At 39.6% G+C, this 25,034-nt stretch carries 25 protein-coding genes; 5 read left to right on the top strand and 20 right to left on the bottom strand.

The window, feature by feature from the left end:
- Positions 1 to 61 precede the first annotated feature (61 nt).
- The gene (gyrB, locus tag B2X72_RS25325; RefSeq protein ID WP_088160429.1) at positions 62 to 2,020 is read right to left on the bottom strand and encodes a DNA topoisomerase (ATP-hydrolyzing) subunit B; all 1,959 of its coding nucleotides are present in this window, start codon (positions 2,018 to 2,020) and stop codon (positions 62 to 64) included.
- A 191-nt stretch (positions 2,021 to 2,211) separates the two neighbouring features.
- Here gyrB and B2X72_RS25320 point away from each other — a divergent pair, with 191 nt between their 5' ends.
- The 3 genes from B2X72_RS25320 (at position 2,212) to B2X72_RS25310 (ending at position 3,822) form a co-directional block, all read left to right on the top strand.
- On the top strand, positions 2,212 to 2,829 hold the full coding sequence (locus tag B2X72_RS25320; protein WP_088160428.1) for an OmpH family outer membrane protein: 618 nt from the start codon (positions 2,212 to 2,214) through the stop codon (positions 2,827 to 2,829).
- An 88-nt stretch (positions 2,830 to 2,917) separates the two neighbouring features.
- A complete protein-coding gene (locus tag B2X72_RS25315) occupies positions 2,918 to 3,391 on the top strand; it encodes a CorA family divalent cation transporter (RefSeq protein WP_286852008.1) in 474 nt (157 codons plus the stop codon).
- Positions 3,388 to 3,822, top strand: a complete 435-nt coding sequence (locus tag B2X72_RS25310; RefSeq protein ID WP_286852007.1) for a CorA family divalent cation transporter — start codon at positions 3,388 to 3,390, stop codon at positions 3,820 to 3,822. The genes B2X72_RS25315 and B2X72_RS25310 overlap by 4 nt, the downstream gene beginning before the upstream one ends.
- Here the strand turns inward: B2X72_RS25310 and tsaB are convergent.
- From tsaB to mscL, 5 genes are all read right to left on the bottom strand, one after another.
- Positions 3,817 to 4,524: a tRNA (adenosine(37)-N6)-threonylcarbamoyltransferase complex dimerization subunit type 1 TsaB gene (gene tsaB / locus B2X72_RS25305; RefSeq protein WP_145328215.1), complete on the bottom strand. Its 708-nt coding sequence runs from the start codon at positions 4,522 to 4,524 to the stop codon at positions 3,817 to 3,819. The genes B2X72_RS25310 and tsaB overlap by 6 nt on opposite strands.
- 14 nt (positions 4,525 to 4,538) lie before the next feature.
- Positions 4,539 to 4,793, bottom strand: a complete 255-nt coding sequence (yidD, locus tag B2X72_RS25300; RefSeq protein WP_075991293.1) for a membrane protein insertion efficiency factor YidD — start codon at positions 4,791 to 4,793, stop codon at positions 4,539 to 4,541.
- The gene (locus B2X72_RS25295; RefSeq protein WP_088160425.1) at positions 4,756 to 5,172 is read right to left on the bottom strand and encodes a ribonuclease P protein component; all 417 of its coding nucleotides are present in this window, start codon (positions 5,170 to 5,172) and stop codon (positions 4,756 to 4,758) included. Before B2X72_RS25295 ends, yidD begins: the two co-directional genes overlap by 38 nt.
- 60 nt (positions 5,173 to 5,232) lie before the next feature.
- Complete coding sequence (gene rpmH, locus B2X72_RS25290) at positions 5,233 to 5,391, bottom strand: 50S ribosomal protein L34 (RefSeq protein WP_075991291.1); 159 nt, start codon at positions 5,389 to 5,391, stop codon at positions 5,233 to 5,235.
- Between the two features lie 239 nt (positions 5,392 to 5,630).
- The gene (gene mscL, locus B2X72_RS25285) at positions 5,631 to 6,038 is read right to left on the bottom strand and encodes a large-conductance mechanosensitive channel protein MscL (protein WP_046673978.1); all 408 of its coding nucleotides are present in this window, start codon (positions 6,036 to 6,038) and stop codon (positions 5,631 to 5,633) included.
- 277 nt (positions 6,039 to 6,315) lie between these two features.
- Here mscL and B2X72_RS25280 point away from each other — a divergent pair, with 277 nt between their 5' ends.
- Entirely contained in the window at positions 6,316 to 6,957 is a 642-nt protein-coding gene (locus tag B2X72_RS25280) for a response regulator transcription factor (protein WP_286852005.1), read from the top strand.
- 29 nt (positions 6,958 to 6,986) lie between these two features.
- Here the strand turns inward: B2X72_RS25280 and B2X72_RS25275 are convergent, their stop codons facing one another.
- From B2X72_RS25275 to mraZ, 14 genes are all read right to left on the bottom strand, one after another.
- Positions 6,987 to 8,129 (bottom strand): sugar phosphate isomerase/epimerase family protein, encoded by a 1,143-nt coding sequence (locus B2X72_RS25275; protein WP_286852002.1) that lies wholly within the window; start codon positions 8,127 to 8,129, stop codon positions 6,987 to 6,989.
- An 88-nt stretch (positions 8,130 to 8,217) separates the two neighbouring features.
- Positions 8,218 to 9,915: a cell division protein FtsZ gene (ftsZ, locus tag B2X72_RS25270; RefSeq protein WP_088160422.1), complete on the bottom strand. Its 1,698-nt coding sequence runs from the start codon at positions 9,913 to 9,915 to the stop codon at positions 8,218 to 8,220.
- A 140-nt stretch (positions 9,916 to 10,055) separates the two neighbouring features.
- Positions 10,056 to 11,432: a cell division protein FtsA gene (ftsA, locus tag B2X72_RS25265; protein WP_070564959.1), complete on the bottom strand. Its 1,377-nt coding sequence runs from the start codon at positions 11,430 to 11,432 to the stop codon at positions 10,056 to 10,058.
- 25 nt (positions 11,433 to 11,457) lie between these two features.
- Positions 11,458 to 12,294, bottom strand: a complete 837-nt coding sequence (locus tag B2X72_RS25260) for a cell division protein FtsQ/DivIB (protein WP_120335351.1) — start codon at positions 12,292 to 12,294, stop codon at positions 11,458 to 11,460.
- Positions 12,287 to 13,642, bottom strand: a complete 1,356-nt coding sequence (murC, locus tag B2X72_RS25255) for a UDP-N-acetylmuramate--L-alanine ligase (protein WP_286735916.1) — start codon at positions 13,640 to 13,642, stop codon at positions 12,287 to 12,289. The genes B2X72_RS25260 and murC overlap by 8 nt, the downstream gene beginning before the upstream one ends.
- Before the next feature lie 7 nt (positions 13,643 to 13,649).
- Positions 13,650 to 14,753 (bottom strand): undecaprenyldiphospho-muramoylpentapeptide beta-N-acetylglucosaminyltransferase, encoded by a 1,104-nt coding sequence (murG, locus tag B2X72_RS25250; RefSeq protein ID WP_286735917.1) that lies wholly within the window; start codon positions 14,751 to 14,753, stop codon positions 13,650 to 13,652.
- Between the two features lie 13 nt (positions 14,754 to 14,766).
- Entirely contained in the window at positions 14,767 to 15,966 is a 1,200-nt protein-coding gene (locus B2X72_RS25245; RefSeq protein ID WP_075991285.1) for an FtsW/RodA/SpoVE family cell cycle protein, read from the bottom strand.
- A gap of 30 nt (positions 15,967 to 15,996) precedes the next feature.
- Complete coding sequence (murD, locus tag B2X72_RS25240) at positions 15,997 to 17,370, bottom strand: UDP-N-acetylmuramoyl-L-alanine--D-glutamate ligase (RefSeq protein ID WP_286852010.1); 1,374 nt, start codon at positions 17,368 to 17,370, stop codon at positions 15,997 to 15,999.
- A 2-nt stretch (positions 17,371 to 17,372) separates the two neighbouring features.
- Positions 17,373 to 18,617, bottom strand: coding sequence for a phospho-N-acetylmuramoyl-pentapeptide-transferase (gene mraY, locus B2X72_RS25235; RefSeq protein ID WP_201665954.1), 1,245 nt, complete (start codon positions 18,615 to 18,617; stop codon positions 17,373 to 17,375).
- A gap of 4 nt (positions 18,618 to 18,621) precedes the next feature.
- Positions 18,622 to 20,082, bottom strand: a complete 1,461-nt coding sequence (locus B2X72_RS25230) for a UDP-N-acetylmuramoyl-L-alanyl-D-glutamate--2,6-diaminopimelate ligase (protein ID WP_286852000.1) — start codon at positions 20,080 to 20,082, stop codon at positions 18,622 to 18,624.
- Positions 20,082 to 22,199, bottom strand: a complete 2,118-nt coding sequence (locus tag B2X72_RS25225; protein ID WP_145328210.1) for a penicillin-binding protein — start codon at positions 22,197 to 22,199, stop codon at positions 20,082 to 20,084. The genes B2X72_RS25230 and B2X72_RS25225 overlap by 1 nt, the downstream gene beginning before the upstream one ends.
- A gap of 8 nt (positions 22,200 to 22,207) precedes the next feature.
- A complete protein-coding gene (locus B2X72_RS25220) occupies positions 22,208 to 22,621 on the bottom strand; it encodes an FtsL-like putative cell division protein (RefSeq protein ID WP_075991280.1) in 414 nt (137 codons plus the stop codon).
- A 15-nt stretch (positions 22,622 to 22,636) separates the two neighbouring features.
- Entirely contained in the window at positions 22,637 to 23,551 is a 915-nt protein-coding gene (gene rsmH, locus B2X72_RS25215) for a 16S rRNA (cytosine(1402)-N(4))-methyltransferase RsmH (protein ID WP_145328209.1), read from the bottom strand.
- A 4-nt stretch (positions 23,552 to 23,555) separates the two neighbouring features.
- Positions 23,556 to 24,017, bottom strand: coding sequence for a division/cell wall cluster transcriptional repressor MraZ (mraZ, locus tag B2X72_RS25210; RefSeq protein WP_070564930.1), 462 nt, complete (start codon positions 24,015 to 24,017; stop codon positions 23,556 to 23,558).
- Between the two features lie 435 nt (positions 24,018 to 24,452).
- On the opposite strand from mraZ, the gene B2X72_RS25205 reads away from it, so the two are divergent.
- Positions 24,453 to 25,034, top strand: a 582-nt coding sequence (locus tag B2X72_RS25205) for an amino acid--tRNA ligase-related protein (RefSeq protein WP_286851999.1), incomplete at its 3' end; no start/stop codon positions are given.

The following is a 25,034-nucleotide window of genomic DNA, read 5'->3' as shown; positions in this document are numbered from 1 at the left end:
ATAAAAAAAGCCTGATGAAAAATTTCATCAGGCTTTTTTTATTCTTTTATGATCAGATCAATTAAATATCAATTTTAGCATAACGTGCATTTTTTTCGATAAATTCACGACGCGGAGCAACTTCATCACCCATCAACATCGAGAAGATACGGTCACATTCTGCCGCGTTTTCAATAGTTACTTGTCTTAAAGTACGCGTTTCAGGATTCATGGTTGTATCCCATAACTGTTCTGCATTCATCTCTCCAAGACCTTTATAACGTTGTACGTGTACGCTATCCTCTTTACCACTTCCTTTCAAACGTTGAATTGCATTGATACGTTGGTCTTCATTCCAAGCGTACTCATGCTCTTTCCCTTTTTTCACCAAGTATAGCGGCGGTGTAGCGATATATACATATCCTCTTTCGATCAATTCCTTCATGTATCTGAAATAGAACGTCAAGATCAATGTTGTAATGTGGGACCCATCCACATCGGCATCGGTCATGATGATGATGCGGTGATAACGTAATTTTTCAATATTCAATGCCTTAGCATCTTCGGCAGTACCTACACTCACGCCCAAAGCTGTAAACATATTTTTGATCTCCTCATTTTCGTAGATCTTATGTTCCATCGCTTTTTCAACGTTCAGGATCTTACCACGTAAAGGCATGATCGCCTGATGCTTTCTATCACGACCAGACTTGGCAGTACCACCCGCAGAATCCCCCTCGACAAAATAAATCTCACATTTGGTAGGATCGTTGTCTTGACAGTCGGCTAATTTACCAGGAAGTCCGGAGCCCCCCATAACGGTTTTACGTTGGACCAAATCACGGGCCTTACGTGCAGCAGCACGTGCTTGAGCTGCAATGACAACCTTTTGAACAATAGATTTTGCCTCACGTGGATTCTCTTCCAGATAAACACCTAAGATCTCACCAACAGCAACATCTACAGCCCCCATCACCTCGGAGTTACCTAATTTCGTCTTCGTTTGTCCCTCAAATTGAGGTTCTGCAACCTTCACCGAAATTACAGCTGTCAATCCCTCACGGAAGTCATCACCGGTAATTTCCACTTTTAAGTTTTTAAGCAAACCTGACTTGTCCGCATATGCTTTCAAAGTACGTGTCAAACCACGACGGAAACCCGCAACGTGAGAACCACCTTCAATCGTATTGATGTTATTCACATAAGAATGGACATTCTCCGAATACGTATCGTTATATTGTAAAGCCAGTTCAACAGGGATACCTTGTTTCACGCCTTCAACATAAATTGGTTCAGGAATCAACGACTGACGGTTACCATCTAAAAATTTCACAAACTCTTTCAGACCACCCTCTGAATAGAATGTTTCTTTCTTTTCAGAACCGTCTTCATTAGTCTCCCGCTCATCATTCAACGTCAAACTCACACCTTTATTTAAAAATGCAAGTTCACGAAGACGATTTGCCAATGTATCGTAATTATAAACAGTAGTCTGCGTGAAAATTGTCGCATCTGGATGGAAGGTTACAATCGTACCCGTCTTATCCGAAACACCAACTTCTTTCACATCATACAAGGGCTTACCAATTTGGTATTCTTGCTGGAAAATCTTTCCATCGCGATGAACCTCAGCCTTCAAAAGGGTAGATAGTGCATTCACACAGGAAACACCGACACCATGCAGACCACCAGAAACCTTGTATGTATCTTTATCAAATTTACCTCCGGCGTGCAATACAGTCATTACAAGCTCTAAGGCTGATTTATTCTCTTTTTTGTTGATTCCTGTAGGAATACCACGACCGTTATCCCGGACAGAAATCGAATTATCTTTATGGATAGTAACAAAGATATCTGTACAATATCCTGCTACAGCTTCATCGATTGAATTGTCAACAACCTCGTATACCAAATGGTGCAATCCTTTTACACCGGTGTCACCAATATACATGGATGGACGCTTACGAACCGCCTCTAAACCCTCTAATACCTGAATATTATCGGCCGAATAGGTGGATGCATTTTTATTTTCTTCGCTCATTGAAAACCTCTTAAATGTAATATTCAAAAATACGAAATTTTGGCCGATTTATCAAGTCCGTGAACAAGTATTGAACCTATATTCCGAATTATAATACATAGGATAATTTTACTTTTTTATTACTAAAAACTAGAATTTCGATTTTTTTATGTTAGGTTTGTTTTCAGTAATAATTTGCAAATAACAAAAAAATGAACACTATATTTTCAATTGTATCGAAAGTTTCCTTTGGCCTTTTATTGGTTGGAACTATTGCATCATGTAACCAAGGTGCAAAAACAACAAACGAACCTGCAAAAAATGATTCCAATACGGTAAGCAAGGAGAGCCAGGGAAGTAACAAAGATAAAATCGTCTATTTAAACTCGGATTCACTTTCTGAAAAATATCAATATTTTAAGGACATTAAATCAAAGCTTGAAAACAAAGTAAAGAAAGCACAAACGGATCTGCAATCTAAAAGCACTGCATTCCAACGGGAAGTTGCCGAATATCAAAAAAATGCAGCTACAATGTCTGCCCCTGATAGACAAGCTACTGAACAAAAACTAGCACGTAAACAAGATGAGCTTGCACGTTTAGATCAAACAGCTTCTTCCTCTATTGCAAAAGACGAGTCTGAAGAATTCAACAATGTTTATAATAAAATTACCGAATTCCTGAAAAAACATGCTGCAGAAAATGGCTACAAACTGGTGCTGACCTATTCAAAAAGCAACCCTACTGTATTGTATGCTGACCCATCTCTGGAAATCACGAATGAGGTAATCAAACAGTTAAACGAAGAATATAAATCTTCAAACAAATAGAAGGTTATAATAATTTAGGAAAGCCATCAACTGAGTTGATGGCTTTTTTTATTTTCTTTCTTATCTTGTCCTTACTAAAATTGGATTTATGGTCAGAACGATTGTTGAAAAGGAAATCGCAAACTACGAATGGATAGATATAGCTGAGCCAACCTCAGAAGACTTCACCTTTATCAAAGAGCGCTTCAATTTGAATGAAGCTTCGATCAAGGATTCCAAAGAACCAGAACATCTACCGAAAATTGAAGAATTTGAGAATTATACCTTTGTTATTCTCCGTGTCATGTCGGACAATTTCAAGGAAAATTCAGACAGCATCGGGGAAATCACCGATCGCCTGACCATCTTCTACGGAAGTGATTTTGTGATTACTGTACACAAACGTCGTATCGAGTTTTTAGAAAAACTTAAGAATATTGAATTCACGTCCATCAAGACAAAAAATAGCCGTAAACTGGCTGTATTTATCACGACTGCGGCTGTATTCACCTTTAGTCAAACCTTAGAGCAACTTTCAACACGCATCGATGCATACGAAGAATTGATTTCCTCAAACGCATGAAACAACAGCCAATACTGAAAAACCTCTATTTTATCAAAAGGCAGATTGATGTTGCACGAAAGGTCATCTTTCTCTACAGAGAGGTCGTTGAGCATTTTCATTCCTCGTCGAAAAAAGATGTCTATACCCGCGATTTAAAAGATCTCCAGGTCCGGACATCAACCTTGTACGAAAACTTATCGGAAAATGTAGCACAGCTACTGAATGTATATTTCAACATCTCGTCTAATCACACCAATGAGATTATGCGCATCCTGACGATTTTCTCCGTATTTTTTATGCCAATCACTTTTGTGGCAGGAATTTATGGAATGAATTTTAAAAATATGCCCGAATTAGAATGGTACTATGGATATCCAGTGGCCATGGGAATCATGGTTGCCATATCCCTTGCGATTTATTTGTGGTTCAAAAGAAAAGGTTGGCTATAATAAGCCAACCTTTTTCTTTGCAGGGGTAACCACAAAATCTTTAAGATAGAATGGCTCGAAATAAGCAACATCCTCAAACTCTTTCCGCTGAAATTTATCAAAGGCCAACAGCGATAGAAAAGCCGCGGAAACATTAAATCCGCTCAGCACATCCACGCGATCCGTTGCACTGAACAAATCCTGGAATTTATCGGCTCCCGAACCAAATAAATGGACACGATGGTAGTTCAGCAATAATTCATTGAAATACTCAACATCGATGATTTCCGCAGATGTCGCTCTCTCCAATATAGCGTTATGATTATAAACTGCTGTATAGACTTCCATCCGACGGGCATCGAGCATAGGAAGGTAAGCTTCATCTTCTGTTAAACCGAATTGCCCTTTATAGCCTAAAAACAACGCTTCTAACGTGTTAATAGCGATTAAAGGTACATCTAAGGCATAACAGAGACCTTTGGCCGTAGACACCCCTATCCGCAAGCCTGTATACGAGCCTGGCCCCATACTCACCGCAACAGCGTTCAAATCCTGCATCTTTCGGCCTGTCTGTTTAAGAATTTCCTCAATCAAAATAGTCAATTTAGCCGCATGAGCATTTGGTTCATCGAGATCGATGACTTGCAACGTTTGACCATTTTCACTCAAGGCAACCGAACATACAGCGGTTGATGTATCAATTTGTAAAATTAAATTATTCATCGTCGTTATAGAAATCAAGGTACAGGATCATGCCCATGGCCACCCCAAGGGTTGCAACGTGCGATTCGTTTCAAAGCCATCCAGCCACCTTTAAAAGGACCATATTTCAAAATAGCTTCCTTACCGTACTGAGAACAGGTAGGTGTATATCTACAATTGGCGCCTAAAAATGGTGAGATAAAAACTTGGTAGAAACGAATAATAGCCAAGAAAATAAAACTAAACAAGGGTCTAATCCCCTTTTTCCAAATAAGCTTCAGCACATTCATCCTGCAATTTTTTCAGCATTTTATTCATTGCGGTGCTAAACACATCATACGCTAAGATCTGCTTGCCTACATATTGAATAGCTAAATACAAAGTTACATTATGTTTCAACAAAAACGGAATCAAATCATTCGATTTTTGTAAACGGTAACTCTCACGCATCATTCGCTTAATCGAATTGCGATCAACTGCTCTTTTGAACCTACGTTTGGATACTGAAATGATAGACTGACTGGAGGGAATATGGTCAGTCAAGTTGTTTTTCTCGAAGATAAAAACAACCCTAAACGGATACAAAACAAAAGAAGAACCGCTTTTAAAAAGCGCATCAATACGCCTTTTCGCACATAACCGTTCTTCTTTTGTAAATGTATTTTTCATACGATGACTTAATCTTATTAGAAAAAGCTCTTATAAGCGGCCACCGATCCTTGTCAAAGATTAACCTTTGTGACGGTATTCGTCAGACACTGTAAGACGTTTTCTACCTTTAGCTCTACGTGAAGCTAATACTCTTCTACCGTTTGCAGAGCTCATACGCTCTCTAAAACCGTGTTTGTTTCTTCTTTTTCTTTGCGATGGCTGAAATGTTCTTTTCATGACGCTATTATGCTAATTTGTTCTTACTTCAATTAATACAAAACTCCCCAAGAGGAATGCAAAAGTAAAGTTTATTTTAGACAAAAACAAACAATATTACGAACATTTAAAGTTAATGTGAAGCAGACAAGCTAATTTATTCAGCTACAGCTTCAAAAAACAATTTTTCAACTACCATAAAATAAAAATCAGCACAGTTTGACTGTGCTGATTTTTATAAATGAAGTATATACCTTACACTATTTATTTTTCAGAATATCCCTGATCTCAGTCAAAAGTGTTTCTTCTTTCGTCGGTGCTGCAGGTGCCGCCGGAGCTGCTTCCTCTTTACGTTTCAATGAATTTAAAGCTTTGATAACACAAAAAATACAGAATGCTACAATTAAAAATTGAATAACCACATTAATAAAGTTTCCATAATTAATGGATACTTCAGCTTGTTTAGTAGCCTCATCAGCGGCCTTCAGAATCAATTTTTTGGATGAAAAATCAACACCGCCTGTTAAATAACCAATGGGCGGCATGATAATATCGTCAACCAATGAGGTGACAATTTTACCAAAGGCTCCACCGATAACAACACCGACAGCTAGATCGACCACGCTGCCGCGCATTGCAAACTCTTTAAACTCTTTTAAAAATCCCATATTTAAATTTTTTAGTCCATAAATTATGACAAAACTAGTAATTGTCACATAAATCTAATTAAAATATGCCAATTTTTTATCGTTAAACTCATATTGTGCTATATTTTCTAGCCTATGTCCTATTTATATAAAAAGATACGCAACTCGCACCGCCCCAATTTTTATTAACTTAATTTCTTATATTTGCGCGTTAACTAGTAAAATATCAAGATATATTGTATATTGTTAGTACTTTATTTCATACGGTAATTAAAGCCCAGCATCAGATAGCATATCTATGAAAAAGATTCTTATAGCAGACGACCACGGTATTGTACGGTTAGGAGCCTCCGTTATTATTAAAGAAACTCTTCAAAAGGCAGAAATATTCCAAGCTGAAACCTTTGACGAGGTTCTTGAAAAAATAAAGGTAGAGGATTTCGACCTGTTATTGTTGGACATTAATATGCCGGGTGGAAATAATATACGCGTCGTTGAGGAGATCCTTCAAATTCGACCAAGCATCAAAATATTGATTTTCTCGTCTTATGACGAATCACTATATGCACTACGCTATATCGAAGCAGGAGCAGTAGGCTATCTCAACAAAACAACAGCAATGGCTGAACTTTCCAATGCTATTCTGGCTATTCAGGATAGAGGGAAGTATATGTCGAGCAATGTACAGGATCTATATATTCAGAAATTAACACAGAGCAAGTCTGAACTGACGAAGCTAAATCCGTTGGCACGTCTGTCAAATAGAGAGGTGGACGTTGCTAAACAATTAATAAAGGGACTGGGGATTATTGAAGTATCTAGCTTGTTGGAGTTAAGCCCTTCAACAGTGAGCACGTATAAAAGCAGAATCTTTGAAAAACTCAATGTTTGTAATATTCCTGAACTTATTGAACTTTTCAGAATACACTCCAACAACTAGTCATTTTGTTGGAGTGCATTTTTATCCTACTAAATTAACTCATCCATCGTAACAACTGGAACATCTTTTACGTTCAGGTCTTTTAAAGGCTGAGATTTCTTATAAGAATACCCCACCTCTGCTTCTAAATCCCATAACATCGGTGCTAAAAAGTTGAGGCAGGTCGTAAAGCCTTGAACCGTTGCAGAAAAATCACCTGTATCTTTCGAATTCTTAGCTTCATTTTCGATCTCAAAGGGACCACTGAAACCACGTTCTTGCAATAAGTCAACAAAGCCTCGCCAATCCATGCTATCGGATCCACCAAAGCCTGGTAACATTGCTTCATAGTGATGTCTATCCCAGTCATGCCCAGGAATAGTTACGTTGGCCTTTTTAGCCAATTCAGCATCAACATGCTGCATAGGGTACATTCCACCCCAATCAATACGTGCAGCGGTCTGTAAATTACGTGTAGTCTTCACATGTATACGCTGTAAGCGGCTGATGTCTGTATTACGAATAACTTCAATCGGATTTGTATTTTGCCAAACATCATGCGAAGGATCATAAATCTCGCCATGAGCTTTACTCGGAATCATCGCATACATTAATTTACGAGCGGCCAGCACAGCGGGAAGATTGTTATAGGTAGAGCTATAACGTGATGAGCGCCATCCTTCCATTGGGCAATTCTCATAGAGGATGGTTACACCTAAACTCTCTGCATAATTAACAATGGGAGCAAATACACGTTTGTATTCGTCAAGATTTTTTTGAAATCCATCAATTTGATTGCCCAATTCGTGATTATATCCAACGAATGTTCCTACCTTGACGTTATTTGCATCACCACCAAGCAAATGTGCAATACGGATCAATTTCAATAAATGATTTTGATTCTTCACACGTTGCTCAGGATCACCACCAATCATATTTTCAAAAGCACCAAGCGAAAGTTTTAAATCAGCCTGATTGAACAGCTCAATTATTTCCCTCGCTTTTGCAGGAGTAAAATCATCATAATCCAAATGTGTTGCAGTATGATCTTCTCGGGTACCATCTTTTCTAAACACACAGAGGTCTATCCCCCCCGCCCCGATTCTTTTGGTCGTCTGAATCAACTCCGGTAAGGATAATTTATCAAATGCAGAACTCATTACCCATACAGGGTTATTTAATTTTGTCGTCATAGCTTGTATAATTGTCTTATTTCGGTATTTAAAGATACTAAAAAAGCCATCCGATTGGATGGCTTTTTGTTATTTTATGGTGAATCAACTAGTCTACATTGTCATGTAGAAAAGAATTGTTCGGTCTGATTTCAGTATTTCCATCTTCAAAAGAAAGTGTAAAACGAGACACCTGAGATTGTGAAGAATGCGGTGTATCTTCCAATGACATTTGTTTTCTCTTATAAGCAGGCTCATTTTCCAACTCATGTAGCCCATTAGAAGATTTTAATTTCATGCTTAATTCTTTAAGACGCAAAATACGTTCTTTCGTACGAACGAGCTGATCTTCAAACGACACCTGTTCTTCTTCCACTTGCGGGACTTCTACTTGTTCATTTGTTGTACTTGATGAAAAAGTAGGTTTCTCCTCATATGCTGAAGCTGAAGGTGCTGTATAAGAATCGAAGACTGTTGGCATCTGGAATTGAAACACAGATGGCGAAGTTTTCAATTGAAAATCATTGTCTCCAAATGAAGTTTCCTCTTCATAACCACCATCAAAACCTAAATCATGACGTATAACTTGAGGTTCCTCAACAGCCACCTGTTGTTGCACAGCATTTCTTGGTGAAGTGAACAAATCAGATTGCAAATTATTTGGAGTTGGCGTATTTGAAGAAGGGACTGGTGTATCCACACGTTGAACCGGAGTCACGAAACTATTCGTAGCTGGAACTTCTCTTGGTGCTACCTGAGAAACAGGTTTGATAAAAGAATTAGCCGGTTCAGCAGTTAAGGGCATAGACACCTTTGTATTTTCACGTTCTTTATCGCGTTCTTCAGATGTTTGAAAACCGGTAGCAATAATTGTTACTGACAACTCATCTTCAAAGTTCTCGTCAATACAGTTACCCCAGATCAAATCAGCTGACAAACCAGCTTTTTCCTGAATGTAATCCGTAATGATTGCCACCTCATCCATTGTTACTTCTTTTGTTCCAGAAGTAATATTCAATAAAATATAGCGAGCGCCTTCGATCTCATTGTCTTTCAATAAAGGCGAAGCCAAAGCACCTTCTACAGCGCGTAATGCACGGTCTTCACCTTCAGCTATTGCGTTACCCATAATAGCAACACCGCTATCATTCATGACGGTACGTACATCTTTAAAATCGACGTTTACATAACCAGGGATCGTAATAATTTCGGCAATACCTTTTGCAGCGGTAGTTAAAATATCATCCGCTTTCGCGAAAGCAGCTGTCATCGTTAGATTCCCGAAGATTTCACGCAAACGATCGTTAGAAATAACAAGATAAGAGTCTACATATTTACGTAATTCCGAAAGCCCTTCCTCCGCTTGAGAACGACGGCGTTTACCTTCAAATGTAAATGGTGTCGTAATAATCGCAACAGTTAAAATACCCAATTCTTTGGCAGCTTTCGCCAATACCGGGCTAGCACCAGTACCAGTACCACCGCCCATACCAGCTGTAATAAACAACATCTTGGTATTGGTACCCAACATACGTTTGATATCTTCAATACTTTCGATTGCTGAATTTTCACCTACATCAGGATCTGCTCCTGCTCCCATACCTTCGGTTAGACTTATTCCCAATTGAACTTTATTTGGGATCGGGCTCAATTCCAATGCTTGCGCATCAGTATTACACACGATAAAATCTACCCCACTAATTCCTTGTTTATACATGTGGTTTACGGCATTGCCGCCACCACCACCAACCCCAATAACCTTGATTATTGAAGATTGTTCTTTTAACATTTCAAACTGTATTGACATAACTTATCCCTATTTAACTTACAATGAAGATGATATCAGAACGAATCAAACCCACTATATGTAATGTAATAATAATATAATTTCAACAAAAGTTTTCCACATTTGTTAAATTGTGGAAAACTTCAACTATTGTGGAAAACTTACTTCTTATCTAAAAAACTTGCGTCATCGATTTCGTTACCGTCTTTGATAAAACGTTTGAACCATGACAATAATCCTTGCTCTTTTTGTTGTTGTTCAGAAACCTCTTTTGTTGTCACCGTAGCAGCCTGCACTTTTTTCGATGGGGCGTGCATTTCTCTACGGCTATCTTCTTCTTCCTCATGGGATTGAATTCCCTTAATCAACAAGCCAATACTTGTTGCATACAAAGGGCTTTTCAATTCTTCGAACAACGGTTTTGGTAAAACCTCATTCTTAGAAAGATATTCATTCGGAAATCCGATACGACAATCTATTCCAGTAATATACTCAACAAGTTGTACCAAATGTTTTAATTGAGCACCACCACCGGTAATAACAATACCACCGATCAGTTTATTTTCATATCCAGAAGATTTGATTTCATAGTACACGTGCTCAATAATTTCTTCCATTCTAGCTTGAATAATATAAGCCAAATTTTTAACGGAAATTTCCTTTGGTTCACGACCTTTCAATCCTGGCACACAAATCACCTCATTTTCTTTATTTTCATCAGCTAGAGCCGATCCGAAACGAGTTTTCAACAATTCAGCCTGAGAACGCAAAACAGAACATCCTTGACGGATATCTTCCGTTACAATATTACCGCCTAAAGGAATCACAGCAGTGTGACGAATAATTCCTTCATGGAAGATGGCAACATCCGTGGTTCCACCACCGATATCCACTAATACAACGCCAGCATTTTTTTCGTCTTCATCCAATACAGCTTCGGAAGACGCTAAAGGCTCGAGAATTAATTCAGCAACTTCCAGATTGGAATTATCAATACATTTCTTGATATTTTTAATATCCGTCACACGTCCCGATATAATATGAAAATTTGCTTCAATACGACGACCAGCCATACCGATTGGTTCGCGAATTCCGGGTTCGTTATCTACCGTAAACTCTTGTGGTAAAACATGTATAATTTCTTCTCCTGGAGGCAGTACCAGTTTATACATATCCGAAATCAGTCGTTCGATATCGCGTCGAATGATTTCATCATCACCATCAGTTTTGGTAAATATTCCACGGTGTTGAATACTTTTGATGTGTTGGCCAGCAATTCCCACATTCACCACTTTAATATCCACATTGGACTGTGCTTCGGCTATCTCGACAGCCTCTAAAATGCTTCCCACAGTTTTCTGGATATTAGCAACCACCCCTCTGCTTACACCTGCAGAGTCAGCTTTGCCCACACCTAATAATTCAATTTTGTTTCCTGAGCTACGTCTCCCAACCGTAACACAAATTTTGGTAGTACCAATATCGAGTCCCACGATAATTGGGTTTTCTCTTTCAATTTCTGCTGCCTTTGAGTTCATAATTTCCTGTATTGTTGCTGTATTACTATAATGTATTATTTGCTACTTTTTTTGTTTGATCATCTGAAAAACTCCAGTTTCCCCTCTTTTCACAGATAATCTGACCTCCATATTTTACGTTGACAACACCGTAAGCATTTATACCCACTTTTGGCATGATCTGCGTATAAAAGGTCTTTAATAATTCAAATTTTTGTTCCAATGAATCTGCCGATCCAACAATCAACTGCTGTGTCCCTATACGAGGCACAAGTTCAATATCCTTATCCCCGTTGACATATATCTGCACAACTTGATTACTCCATAATTCATCGTTTTTGATAAACTCAATAACCTTTACCAAATCTTTAACCAAGGGCGTTGATATGGTATCCAGTGCTTCATTATATCCTTCTGCGATGTTACCCGTTGCAACCATGATATGCGGTATATACTTCAACGTTGTCGGTATCTTCAACCCATTGGGGTCCACATAAAATTCCTTTCCATTTTTGTTGATGACCCGCATGACAGCCTCGCGCTGACTAATATTAATTCTGATCGTACCATCCATATCGGCATGTATACTGGCATCGGAAACATAAGGTAATTTGCGCAAGGTTTTTTCAACCTTTTGAAAGGGAATTCCATTGACTTTCTTTCCCGCAAAACTACCATAGTTTTGTTCTATCAGTTTGGAGATATCAGCCTGATCAATAAAAGCTTCTGTGCCTTCAATGACAATTTTAATATCTTTACAAACCTGCTGCTCATCACGTTTCCCCACAATAGTCATAATCACGACGACAACTATTACGCCGATAAAAAACAGCGTAAAGTAGAGTACACGATTCCATTGTATGTTACGTAATTTTTTAAGCATGCCCTAAAATTTCCTGTAACGGTTTAACCAATTTATCAATATCACCTGCCCCAACTGTAACAATCAGTTCCGGCTTTTCATCGCGTGCGAATTCCAAGACTTCTTCTGCAGTTACAAGCTGTTTTTTCTCTGCCGTAATTTTATCCAATAACCAACTCGAATTGATCCCTTCAATTGGAAGTTCCCGAGCTGGATAAATTTCCATTAACAACAGATTGTCTGCCATGGACAGTACCTCTGCGAAACCATCCACAAAATCCCGTGTACGGGAAAATAAATGCGGCTGAAAGACCACATTTAGTTTTTTTGTAGGATACAATTTACGCATCGAAGTTAAAAATGCACGCAGTTCCTCTGGATGGTGCGCATAGTCATCGATATACACCGTTCCAGGTTTACGGACAATATATTCAAACCTTCTTTTTACTCCTTTGAATGTTGTCAATGCCTTCTTGATCGCTTCATTTTCAATCCCAAGTAAACGGGCTACTGCAATCGCGGCTACCGCATTTTCAACATTGTGGGTACCAGGAATACCTAAATGGATATCATCTATCCGCCCGTTGGTATCTTGGTAGTCAAAAAAGAACTCTCCGTCGCGTACATGCACATTGGAAGCATATGCATCAGCGATTTCATGGCCTGAATAACTTATTTGTCCAGCAAACTCGAGGCCTTTTTTTATAATACGTGTACCTCCTTCAACTACTTTATCCAAGAACAATTGGAATGATTCGAGCAGATGGCTGCGATCTCCATAAATGTCCAAATGATCCGCATCAGAAGAAGTTACTATTGCGATATTGGGGTGAAGCGTCAGAAATGAGCGATCAAACTCATCAGCCTCAACCACAACTGTATTATTATTTCCATAAAGCACATTGGTACCGTAATTAGAACTGATTCCGCCCAAAAAGGCAGAACAGTCGTAACCCGAATCTTTCAATACATGTGCCACCATTGTAGAAGTTGTCGTTTTACCATGTGTACCGGCAACAGCGACCGTAAATCTACTCTCACTAATGATCCCCAAAACCTGCGATCTCTTATATAGTATATGTCCTTGAGATTCCAAAAAAGCTTTAATCTTCGAATCTTTAGGAATGGCTGGTGTAAAAATGACTAATGTCTCCGCTGTAGGTACGTGAAAAATAGCATCAATCGTATTGATATCATCCTGATATGAGATCGCGATTCCTTCCTTGACTAAGGTTTTAGTCAGCTCAGTTTCTGTACGGTCATATCCATTCACCTCACAGCCCAAATGCTTAAAATAGCGCGCAAGACCACTCATGCCTATACCACCTATTCCGATCAAGTAAACTTGTTTTATTGCATCTAGATTCATACTTCGTCTATTTTTTATTTACCAATTTATACACCTCCTCGGCAATCTGCACGTCAGCATTCAACTTACCGAGTTTTTTAATATTTTCACTTAATTGTGCGACATGATCTGCGTCTTTTAATAAAGTTAAAGCAGCAGGCACCAGGTCTTTTTTTGCATCACTATCCTTAACCAACAATGCAGCCCCCTTATTGACCAATGCCATTGCATTTTTGGTCTGATGGTCTTCGGCCACATTGGGCGAAGGCACAAGGATAACAGGCTTACCGACTACACAGAGCTCAGAAATCGTACCCGCTCCGGCGCGGCTAATAATTAAATCTGCCGCTGCATAAGCATAGTCCATACGTTGTAAAAAGGCCAACATCTTAATATTCTGTGGCAATTTCCCCGCTAACTCTTCCTGCAACTTTTCGACATAGAAACTACCGCATTGCCAGATTACTTGCACATCCTCTCCCTTTAATTCATTTAGGTAAGCAAGCACACTTTCATTTAATGTTTTAGCCCCCAAACTTCCACCGAGCACCAAAATTGTCTTTTTGTGTGGATCTAACCCAAAGAACGTTAAAGCTTCTTCTCTTTTCCCTGCAATCGCTATAGACTCACGTCTTATTGGATTCCCTGTGAGTAACAGCTTCTCCGCAGGAAAAAATTGCTCCATCCCCTCATAGGCGACACATATTTTTGCTGCCTTTGCCCCAACTTTTTTATTGGTCACACCTGCATAGGAATTTTGTTCCTGTACAACGGTTGGCACGCCCAATTTATTCGCCATCATTAACAAAGGTCCGGAGGCAAAGCCCCCTACACCTACAGCCACATCCGGTCTAAAATCCTTAATTACACTTTTTGCCATATTCAAGCTTTTCATAAGCTTAAATGGCAAGAAGATATTTTTCCACAGCTGTTTTCTATTGATCCCCTGGATATCAAGTCCAATAATTTGATAACCGGCAGCTGGCACTTTATCCATTTCCATCCGGCCATTGGCACCCACAAATAGAATTTCATTTGCAGGATCCATTTCCTTCAGTGCATTTGCAATTGAAATCGCCGGAAAGATATGTCCTCCGGTTCCACCACCACTAATAATTACACGAATTGCCATGCTCAATTTTTTATTATGCTGGAATTGATCCTATAACCACTTTTTTCGGTTTAGGCTTTTCATCCAGCTCTTCTTTACCTTTTAATTCTTCAATATTTCTGCTCACACTCAGGATAATTCCTAAAGCGACACTCGTAAATAAAATAGATGTTCCTCCCATACTCACGAGTGGAAGCGGAACCCCCGTAACTGGTCCTAAGCCTACAGCAACAGCCATATTTGCTAGGGCCTGAATCGTCAAACTAAATCCCAAACCCGCTGCCAGAAAAGTACCGAAAGCTTTGGGACTCATCGTGACAATACGTATACATCGATACATAAAGGCCAGATATAGAAATAGCAGGATTACCCCACCGACTGTCCCGTACTCCTCAATAATAATAGCATAAATAAAATCGGAATATGGATGCGGCAATACATTTCGCTGAACGCTATTTCCCGGGCCTTTACCAAAGAGCCCTCCTGTAGCAATTGCGATCTTTGCATTGTTTGCCTGATAATTTTTATCATCCTGGAAGGATACCGTTTTATCTACTTTTTCAGTATGAAAAAAAGATTTTACCCGACTGATATAGGTTGCCCTACGTGGACCAAAAAAGATAACCATCATCAGAAGAATACCACCACCACAGCAGACGATAGCAATTTGTTTAAAACTAATCCGGCCGATCAACAGCAATAAAACACTCACTCCAAATAGCATTAATGCTGTAGATAAGTTGGCCAAGGCAATCAGAATAAATACACCGCACACCGATCCCATAATAGGTAAGAACGATTTTTTAACATCCTTGATCTCTTCCTGTTTCCGGGATAACATCCGCGCAAGAAAGACAATGAGTGACAACTTTGCCAAATCCGATGTTTGAAACGTTAAACCGATACCAGGTATGGTCAACCAACGACTTGCCTCATTAACTTTACTACCAAACAATAAAGTAAACAGCAATAAGGGGATTGTAATGCCCATCATAATTTTGGATATACCAGCGTAATACCGATAATCCAACTTATGGGAAAGATACATGAGGATAAACCCAACGGCAATAATAGAAAAGTGTTTTAACAAATACATTTCTGTTCCCTTCCCTTCTTTATACGCCAATGTACCCACCGAACTGTATACAGCCAAAAGTGACCATCCCGATAAGATAATCACAATGATCCATATCCATCGGTCACCCTTCAATTTAGACATTATATTCTGTAGCATATCCTTCCTCCTCTTATTGGGTTATACCATTTATAATTCCATTACAGTCGCTTTAAATTTATCGCCACGATCTTCATAGTTCTTGAACCAATCAAAACTAGCACAAGCAGGAGACAATAAGACGGTATCACCTTTTTGGGCCAAGTGTGAAGACAATACCACGGCATCTTGCATGGAGGTACTGTTGACTATAATCTCCACATCTTGTTCAAATGCTTTATGAATTGCTGCCGTATCTTTTCCCAAACAAACAATAGCGCGTACTTTGTCTTTGACCAAATCAGCAAGCATACTGTAATCATTTCCCTTATCTACACCACCTAATAACAATACGATTGGTGTAGAGAAACTTTCCAAAGCATACCATACCGAATTTACATTCGTTGCCTTTGAATCGTTAATGTAATTTACACCGCCGATACAGGCGACATGTTCCAGGCGATGTGGAATATTCACATACGAGCCCATGCTCTCTTTCATCACTTGATTTCTCAATTCCTGCACTTTCGCAATTAACCCAGAAGCCATGCTATTATAAATATTATGCTTCCCCTGCAATGACAATTCCTCAGCTCTCATAGTGAATGTATCGTTATTTGGTGTATTAATAATTATTGTTTTATTGGCATTTAAATAAGCGCCCAATTCAACAAGTTGTTCCTGTGTAAAAGGCAAATAGGCCCCTTTACTATGATGTCTTTCCAATCCTTTAATTGTTTCTGGATCGTCCAGGCAGTATATAAAATAATCGTTCTCCGTTTGGTTCTGAATCATCCTGAATTTTGAATCCACATAATTTTCCATTTTATGGTCATAGCGATCCAAATGATCAGGCGTAATATTTAATATAACAGCAACATCTGCTCTAAAATGGTACATATCGTCCAGCATAAAGCTTGATATTTCCAAGACATAGCAATCAAACTGTTCTTTAGCTACCTGAAGCGCAAAGCTCTTTCCAATATTACCGGCCAATCCAACATTTAAACCGCCATGCTTAAGCATTTCATAAGTCAACATCGTCGTCGTAGACTTTCCGTTTGATCCTGTAATACAGATTAACTTTGCATCGGTATATTGTGCCGCAAATTCAATTTCTGCAATCACGGGTATATTCTTTGCTTTCAGAGCGACCACCAAAGGCACCGTCTCTGGAATACCGGGGCTCTTCACAACCAAAGCGGCATTCAAAATCCGTTCTTCATCGTGGTTACCTTCTTCAAAAGCTATTCCCTCGGCTTTCAATTGTTCCTTATAGTGGTCCGCAATCAGTCCTTTATCTGATACAAATACATCAAATCCCTTTTCTTTTCCAAGAATAGCCGTTCCAACACCGCTTTCGCCGGCGCCTAAAATGACCAAACGTCCAGATTGAGGATAATATATTGTTGCAATGTTTGACATCATTATCTAATTTTCAATGTTACAATAGTAAGAATGGCCAATATGATTCCTACAATAACAAAACGTGTTACAATTTTCGCTTCGTGATACCCCTTCTTCTGAAAATGGTGATGTAATGGCGACATCAAAAAGATCCGTCTACCCTCACCATATTTCTTCTTCGTGTATTTGAAATACGACACTTGAAGAATAACCGACAGGTTTTCCAACAGAAATACACCACATAAAATCGGAATCAACAGCTCTTTCCGAATCAGGATAGCAAAAGCAGCAATTATACCTCCTATTGCCAAACTTCCCGTATCACCCATAAAAACTTGGGCAGGATACGTGTTATACCATAAGAAACCTACGCAAGCCCCCACAAATGCCCCGGCGAAAATCACGAGTTCTCCGGAATTGGGGATATACATAATATTGAGGTAATCCGAAAAGATTACGTTACCTGACACGTACGCCAAAATGGCTAAAGTAACACCAATGATAGCGGATGTACTCGTGGCTAAACCATCGATACCGTCCGTAATATTTGCACCGTTTGAAACGGCCGTAACGATAAAAATAACGACAACTAAAAAGACGACGAAAGTCAGATAATCGCTCTGTAGTCCGAATATTTTAAACACCTTAGCATAATCAAACTCGTTATTTTTATAAAACGGAATATTTGTCTTAGATGATTTCACGTTTTCAGCATAGGTCTTCTCACCTGTGCCTTCATTGATAACCACTTCAACGGGCTTGGTAGAGGTTGGTTTATCCACGCCTTTTCGAACAACAATATCCGGATGAAAGTACATCGTACAAGCAATTATGGCTCCCAAACCTACTTGTCCAACAACCTTAAACTTACCAGCCAATCCATCTTTATTATGTCTAAAAACCTTTATATAATCATCTAAAAATCCAATTGCGCCCATCCAAAGTGTTGTCACAATCATGATAATCACATAGATATTCGTCAATTTTGCAAATAATAAGGTCGGGATAAGGATACCTGCAATGATGATGATCCCACCCATTGTTGGCGTACCAGCTTTCTTTTTTTCTCCTTCAAGCCCCAAATCACGAATTGTCTCTCCGACTTGCTTATTATGCAAGAATTGAATCAATTTTCCCCCAAAAACCGTGGTAATAATCAATGAAGCGATTACGGCCATAGATGTCCGAAAGGAGATGTATTGAAACAAACCTCCTCCAGGTATATGAATATATTCGCTAAGCCACGTAAAAAGATGGTACAACATATTTCTATTGTTCGTTAAATGTATTCTCTAAAACTTCTTTATCATCAAAATGATGTTTCACACCATTTACATCTTGATATTTCTCATGCCCTTTTCCTGCCACTAGGATAATATCCCCCGGATTAGCCAGCTGATATGCTGTGCGTATGGCTTCTTTACGATCCGCTATAGAAAGCGTCTTCGCCTTTTGGTCTGCTGCCACACCAGCTTCGATATCTCTAATAATCTGATAAGGATCTTCCGTCCGCGGATTATCAGATGTAATTAAAAAACGGTCACTATAACGCAGAGCCGCCTCTGCCATTTCAGGTCTTTTGGTCTTATCCCGATCGCCGCCGCATCCTAACACCGTAATGATTTTTTGCTCTGGGCGTCGCAATGAACTTATAGTCTTCAACACATTTTCAACCGCATCAGGTGTATGCGCGTAGTCTACAATTCCAAAAACACCCGAAGCCGATTTCATCGTTTCAAATCGTCCTTCTGCTCCTTTCAAGGTACTAAGTGCGGTCAACACTTTCACCGTTTCCTGCTCAAGCAAGATAGCGGCAGCATAAACCGCCAAAAGGTTATATGCATTGAAATCGCCGATCAATTTCACCCATACTTCCTGTCCGTCAACACTCATCAACATACCATCGAAATGGCTTTCGATCACCTTTGCTTTAAAATCTGCACCAGAACGCAAGCCATAGCTTTTCCGATGTGCCACTGTATTTTGAAGCATGACCTGGCCATTTCTATCGTCAGCATTCGTCAAAGCAAAAGCATTCGCATCCAAATCATCAAAAAACTTCTTTTTCGCTTTAATATAGTTATCAAAAGTTTTATGAAAATCAAGGTGATCATGCGTAATATTTGTGAATATTGCACCCGCAAACACCAAGCCTGCAATACGTTCCTGAACGACAGCATGTGAACTAACCTCCATAAATGCATAGTCACAGCCATCATCAACCATATCCCGTAACAATTTATTCAATTGAATAGGGTCCGGTGTTGTATGTGTTGCTGATATAATCTTCGTTCCAATCTGGTTTTGCACCGTAGATAATAAGCCTACATGGTAGCCCAACTCAGTAAACAGCTGAAACAACAATGTAGCTACTGTCGTTTTACCATTTGTGCCGGTCACACCGACCAACTTCAACTGTTCCGAAGGATTTCCGTAAAAATTAGCGGCAGCCACACCCAAAGCATATGCCGAATCGGCTACTAAAATATAGGCAACAGAGTCTAACGTCTCTTTTGGCAACTCCTCTACAATAACTGCTCTTGCTCCCGAAGTAATTGCCTTGTCTACAAACAAATGACCATCTGTTTGAACACCTCGCACTGCGATAAACAAACTTCCCAACTCCACTTTTCTGGAATCAAAGCACAAAGAGTGCACATCGACCTCTTCAAGGTTCCCTACAACCTGCTGTACAGGAATAGCATGCAATACTTTTTTTAAATCCATCATTACTTAAGTTCTAAATTTATCGCCGTTCCAAAAGCCAGTTTCTGTCCTGCAGCTAACGACTGCATTCCAACTCTTCCTTTTCCTGTCACGTGCGCTTTAAATCCTGCATTCTCCACAACATATAAAGCATCCATCAATCCCATTCCGACAACATTCGGAACGATTCCTTCTTTATATTTTAAATCTATGAATGGTACGCCTCGTGTCGAGGTATCCACCTCTCCCCGCGCAATCGTATCCCAATTCACGGTATTAATCCCCAACTTATCGTACACTTTTTTACTAGCTTCCTTCGACCCCTGCAAAGTCAATGGCATTCTTCCGCCCACATTAACTGCTTTAAACGTCTTTTTTCCCTCCATCTCCATATCGTTTGCATATACCATGTCTGCAAGCTCTTTAAATACAGGACCTGCAATCGATGCCCCATAATATCCATTTCTCGGATTACGAATCACGACAATAATGGAATATTTTGGATCTTCAGCTGGAAAATACCCAGCAAATGAAGATTGATATCGTCTAGCACCGTACCCTCTCGAGCCATCAGCCATCTGTGCCGTTCCTGTTTTACCACCAGAGCTATACAATGGGCTAGCAACACTTCTACCTGTCCCTTCAGTCATAACGCCTTCCATCATTCCCCGCACCTCTGCTAAAGCATGATCCGAGGCGATCTTTTCATTAATGACTTTCGCTTGAAACGTTTGAATTGTATTTCCTAAATGCCGAATTTCTTTAACAAATAGCGGCGCTATCAACTTACCATTATTTGCGACAGCATTATAAAATGTCAACGTTTGCAATGGCGTAATTTTCATTTCATAGCCGTAAGCCATCTGTACCAGCGACAACCCACTCCAGCTTTTACTTTTCGAAGATTTCACCAAGGGAACTCCTTCGCCTGGAATCTGCAGATCTAGCGTTTTTCCAAAACCAAAAGAATGCAGTTTTGATGTAAACTGATCTGGGTTATCTTTATAAGCCTGATAAACAAACTTAGTAACACCCACATTCGACGACTCCTCAAAGGCCCTTTTCGCAGAAATTATAGACTTCTTAGGCGCATGTGAATCACGAATGGTATGCTTGTAAATTGGCCAATTACCATTACCAATATTCACTGTTGTACTCGAGTCTATTTTCTTATCATCAATCAAAGCCAAATAAGAAGCCAACTTAAATGTTGAACCTGGATCTGCACTTTGCGCAATTGCAAGATTGAACTTTTCACGATAGACCCCATCTTTATCACGCATAAAATTGGCCACCGCACGCACCTCTCCTGTTTTCACCTCCATCATCACAACACAGCCCTCATCCGCGTTACTTGTAATCATCTGCTTCTCCAGGGCCCTTTGCGCCATATCCTGCATATTCACATCAATGGTCGAGATAATATCAGACCCATCAACCGGAGCAACCTCAATATCTTTGTTGACAGGAATCCATACCCCACCGGCAATACGCTGCATTAACCTCTTCCCGCTTTTTCCGTCGATATATTCTCCATACGCACCTTCCAGTCCAACATGAATATCTTCTTTCACATTTTTATAACCGATGGTCCTCGCAGCGAGATTGACAAAAGGTAAAATGCGCTTATTCTGCCTATCAGTAATCAAACAACTTGGAAAACGTTCCTTGTTGACACGAGCAGATTTAAGTAAAGGAAATTGTTTTACCCGTTTTAAATCCTGATGTGACACATTACGTTTGAGCAACAAGTAGCGTTGTTTTTTATTGCGCGCCTGTTTTAATAATGTCAAATACTGCCGCGATGATTTATCTTTAAAAAAATCAGCAAGTTTAATAGCCAAGGAGTCAACTTTCAAATTGAAATACTCTTCATCCTCTTCCGGAATAGCCATTGCATCAAAACGAAGCTCATATTCAGGCACTGATGTAGCCAACAAGCTTCCGTCATTTGAATAGATATTACCACGAGCAGCCTCCACCTCTCGTTCCTGAATAGAAAGGCTATCCGCTAAAGCTTTCCAATGCTCTCCATCGACATACTGCAACTTTGTCATTTTTCCAAATACCAAAAACGCAAGTAGTACGATAAGCCCAAAAGCAAAATAGACACGAACAAGAATCGTATTTCTGATACTCATAACTCTTCCTATTTATCTTCCTTATTCTCTATAACTTCAACTTTGATCGGTGGCTCCACACGCTCTTTCAATCCCAGCGAATCTACACGTTTGGCAATTTCTGTCTGTGTAGACATTTTCATCAGTTCGGCGGAGAGCGATTTATGATCCCAGCCCAACTCCTTCACCTCTTTACTCACTTTATCGATACTCCGAATAGTTCGCTCTGCAAAATGACGATTGGAAATATACAACAACATCAGAAAGGCGATAAAAGCTCCAAACGGCAAGTACTGCAATATTTTATTTAACGAAAGGTCTCCAACGGTAAAAAGCGTTTTAATAAACGCTTCTGTTTGTTCCGCCTTTTCTTCGACAGTTTCTTGTAGTTCCTCCTGAACTTCTTCACTCAATTCTTTCTGTCTTATCGTATTTCTGCTCATCCTCTCGCTCCATTTTTAAGACAAATCCAACTTTTCAGCAATACGCAGTTTCGCACTGCGCGATCTATTATTTAACGCCAACTCTTGCGCAGATGCCGTAATTGCTTTACGGCTCAACACATGAAATGGCTTAATTTCATTTCCAAAAAAATCCTTTTCAACTTCTCCTTTAAACTTTCCTTTGGCCATAAAATTTTTGACCAAACGATCCTCCAGAGAATGATAGGACATCACCGCCAATCGACCTTCAACATGTAACACATCAACTGTTTGCAACAAAAACTCCTGTAAGGCTTCCAACTCGCGATTCACTTCTATACGAAGCGCCTGAAATACCTGCGCATGATACTTATGTTCTTTACCTTTCGGAACCATCCGTTGAATCACCTCTTTCAATTCGGCAACAGTCTGGATTGGCTGTGCCAAACGTGCAGTAACAATTGTTTTCGCAAGCGACTTGGCATTCATGATTTCACCATACATCCCAAAAATGCGGTGAAGATCCTCCTCCGAATAAGTCGCCAAAAGCGACTTCGCATCTAAATCACCAACTTGATCCATACGCATATCCAGATCCGCGTCAAAGCGAATAGAAAACCCACGATCAGCCGCATCAAATTGATGCGAGGAAACACCTAAATCTGCCAAAATACCATCTACAGAACGCACTCCTTCCAATCGAAGGCTATTCTTTAAAAACCTAAAGTTTTGATGTATCAATGTAAAACGAGGATCGTCAATTGCATTCTCCAATGCATCGGGATCCTGATCAAAAGCAAACAGCTTCCCTTTTGGCCCCAATCTCTTCAAAATCTCCCGAGAATGACCACCACCACCAAAAGTTACATCCACGTAGATACCATCCGGCTTAATAGCCAAAGCATCCATGCATTCTTGCAACATTACCGGAACATGATATACATTCTCCATACGCTTATAGTCCAAAATTAATATCCCCCATTACCTCTGCCGCCAAAGATGATATATCCTCTACTCCGCCATCACCCATCAATTCCTCATATCCTTCTTTTGACCAAACCTCAATCTTATTAAACTGACAAGCCAAAACCAATTCAGTGCTTATGCCCGCAAATTCCAACAAACTTTTTGGTAACAAAACACGCCCCGCAGCATCCAACGTTAATTCCGTAGCGCCACGCGTAAAAGCACGAACAAACGCCCGTACTTTAGGATCGAATTGATTCAATTTCGCCAGCTTAGCCGTCATCAAATCCCACTCTTCTCTTGGATAAAATACCAGATGTTTCTCAAAACCGCGATTCACTACAAGGCCATCCCGCTCTACATGAGGCATTTGCCTCTTGAGCGCAGCTGGCAACACCATTCTTCCTTTGGCGTCTAACTTGCATTCGAATTCTCCGATCAACTGAGTCATGTCGTCAATTATCCTATTCTAATTTAAATGTAAAAGTATACACTTTCTCCCACTTTCCCCCACTTTATCACATAAAAAAGTTTTCCACATCGACAAATAGCTACAACAAACAGAAGTACTCTTGGAATGAAACACATGTAAAACCTTATTTACAAGCAGTTAAACCCCAATTTATCAGCAAAACAAACTATTACACGAGACACGATTTTTCGCTCTTTTTTTTATCAAAATCAGAAATGAATTGTAAAAATTTCCTCTTTAGAAATTTAATTTTACCCAATTTTTCTCTCAAAAGGGGGCAAAGTGGGAGACAACAAAAACAGAAAGAAAAGATGTGGAAGAAAGTGGGAGAACGCTACTCAAATAACCTAAACAGAATTCGTTATTGTCGAGTAAAACCAATAATTTTGCGTCAAATATAATTTTCATAACGATATGCACAGAACACACACTTGTGGAGAATTAACACTAGCTGACTTAGGGAAAACGGTTACCCTAAGTGGATGGGTTCAAAAATCGCGCGATTTGGGCGGTATGACTTTCATCGATGTTAGAGACCGATATGGTATCACACAATTAACGTTCAATGCAGATGATGATGCTTCCTTGCGCGCAAGTGCCCGTGAGCTCGGAAGAGAATATGTCATCAAGGTAACCGGAGAAGTTATCGAACGCTCTAATAAAAATGCTAAAATCTCCACTGGAGACATTGAAATCAAGGTTTCAAATCTTGAAATATTAAATGCCGCTAAATTACCCCCTTTTACAATAGAAGATGAAACAGATGGTGGTGATGACATCAGAATGAAGTTCAGATACCTGGATTTGCGTCGTAACCCCGTACGTGAAAACCTTATTTTACGTCATAAGACCTCACAAGAGGTACGCCGTTATCTTGACTCCCAAAACTTCCTGGAAGTAGAAACTCCATACCTGATTAAATCAACTCCGGAGGGAGCACGCGACTTTGTCGTACCTTCCCGTATGAATCCTGGAGAATTTTATGCGTTACCACAA

Origin of the sequence: Sphingobacterium sp. UBA7253, from assembly GCF_002472745.1 — a bacterium.
Lineage (GTDB): Bacteria > Bacteroidota > Bacteroidia > Sphingobacteriales > Sphingobacteriaceae > Sphingobacterium > Sphingobacterium siyangense.
The sequence above is the reverse complement of the archived record's forward strand: the minus strand, read 5'-3'. Positions and strand labels throughout refer to the sequence as shown.

Coding starts and splice junctions, on each gene's coding strand:
- yidD (WP_075991293.1), bottom strand. CDS start 4,793: ATGAATGTGCTGAAGCTTATTTGGAAAAAGGGGATTAGACCCTTGTTT.
- rsmH (WP_145328209.1), bottom strand. CDS start 23,551: ATGGAGAATGTATATCATGTTCCGGTAATGTTGCAAGAATGCATGGAT.
- tsaB (WP_145328215.1), bottom strand. CDS start 4,524: ATGAATAATTTAATTTTACAAATTGATACATCAACCGCTGTATGTTCG.
- murG (WP_286735917.1), bottom strand. CDS start 14,753: ATGGCAATTCGTGTAATTATTAGTGGTGGTGGAACCGGAGGACATATC.
- B2X72_RS25220 (WP_075991280.1), bottom strand. CDS start 22,621: ATGAGCAGAAATACGATAAGACAGAAAGAATTGAGTGAAGAAGTTCAG.
- murC (WP_286735916.1), bottom strand. CDS start 13,642: ATGAATCTAGATGCAATAAAACAAGTTTACTTGATCGGAATAGGTGGT.
- ftsZ (WP_088160422.1), bottom strand. CDS start 9,915: ATGTCAATACAGTTTGAAATGTTAAAAGAACAATCTTCAATAATCAAG.
- murD (WP_286852010.1), bottom strand. CDS start 17,370: ATGTCAAACATTGCAACAATATATTATCCTCAATCTGGACGTTTGGTC.
- B2X72_RS25245 (WP_075991285.1), bottom strand. CDS start 15,966: ATGCTACAGAATATAATGTCTAAATTGAAGGGTGACCGATGGATATGG.
- B2X72_RS25295 (WP_088160425.1), bottom strand. CDS start 5,172: ATGAAAAATACATTTACAAAAGAAGAACGGTTATGTGCGAAAAGGCGT.
- mscL (WP_046673978.1), bottom strand. CDS start 6,038: ATGGGATTTTTAAAAGAGTTTAAAGAGTTTGCAATGCGCGGCAGCGTG.
- B2X72_RS25320 (WP_088160428.1), top strand. CDS start 2,212: ATGAACACTATATTTTCAATTGTATCGAAAGTTTCCTTTGGCCTTTTA.
- gyrB (WP_088160429.1), bottom strand. CDS start 2,020: ATGAGCGAAGAAAATAAAAATGCATCCACCTATTCGGCCGATAATATT.
- B2X72_RS25310 (WP_286852007.1), top strand. CDS start 3,388: ATGAAACAACAGCCAATACTGAAAAACCTCTATTTTATCAAAAGGCAG.
- rpmH (WP_075991291.1), bottom strand. CDS start 5,391: ATGAAAAGAACATTTCAGCCATCGCAAAGAAAAAGAAGAAACAAACAC.
- B2X72_RS25280 (WP_286852005.1), top strand. CDS start 6,316: ATGAAAAAGATTCTTATAGCAGACGACCACGGTATTGTACGGTTAGGA.
- B2X72_RS25275 (WP_286852002.1), bottom strand. CDS start 8,129: ATGACGACAAAATTAAATAACCCTGTATGGGTAATGAGTTCTGCATTT.
- ftsA (WP_070564959.1), bottom strand. CDS start 11,432: ATGAACTCAAAGGCAGCAGAAATTGAAAGAGAAAACCCAATTATCGTG.
- B2X72_RS25315 (WP_286852008.1), top strand. CDS start 2,918: ATGGTCAGAACGATTGTTGAAAAGGAAATCGCAAACTACGAATGGATA.
- mraZ (WP_070564930.1), bottom strand. CDS start 24,017: ATGACTCAGTTGATCGGAGAATTCGAATGCAAGTTAGACGCCAAAGGA.
- B2X72_RS25225 (WP_145328210.1), bottom strand. CDS start 22,199: ATGAGTATCAGAAATACGATTCTTGTTCGTGTCTATTTTGCTTTTGGG.
- B2X72_RS25230 (WP_286852000.1), bottom strand. CDS start 20,082: ATGATGGATTTAAAAAAAGTATTGCATGCTATTCCTGTACAGCAGGTT.
- mraY (WP_201665954.1), bottom strand. CDS start 18,617: ATGTTGTACCATCTTTTTACGTGGCTTAGCGAATATATTCATATACCT.
- B2X72_RS25260 (WP_120335351.1), bottom strand. CDS start 12,294: ATGCTTAAAAAATTACGTAACATACAATGGAATCGTGTACTCTACTTT.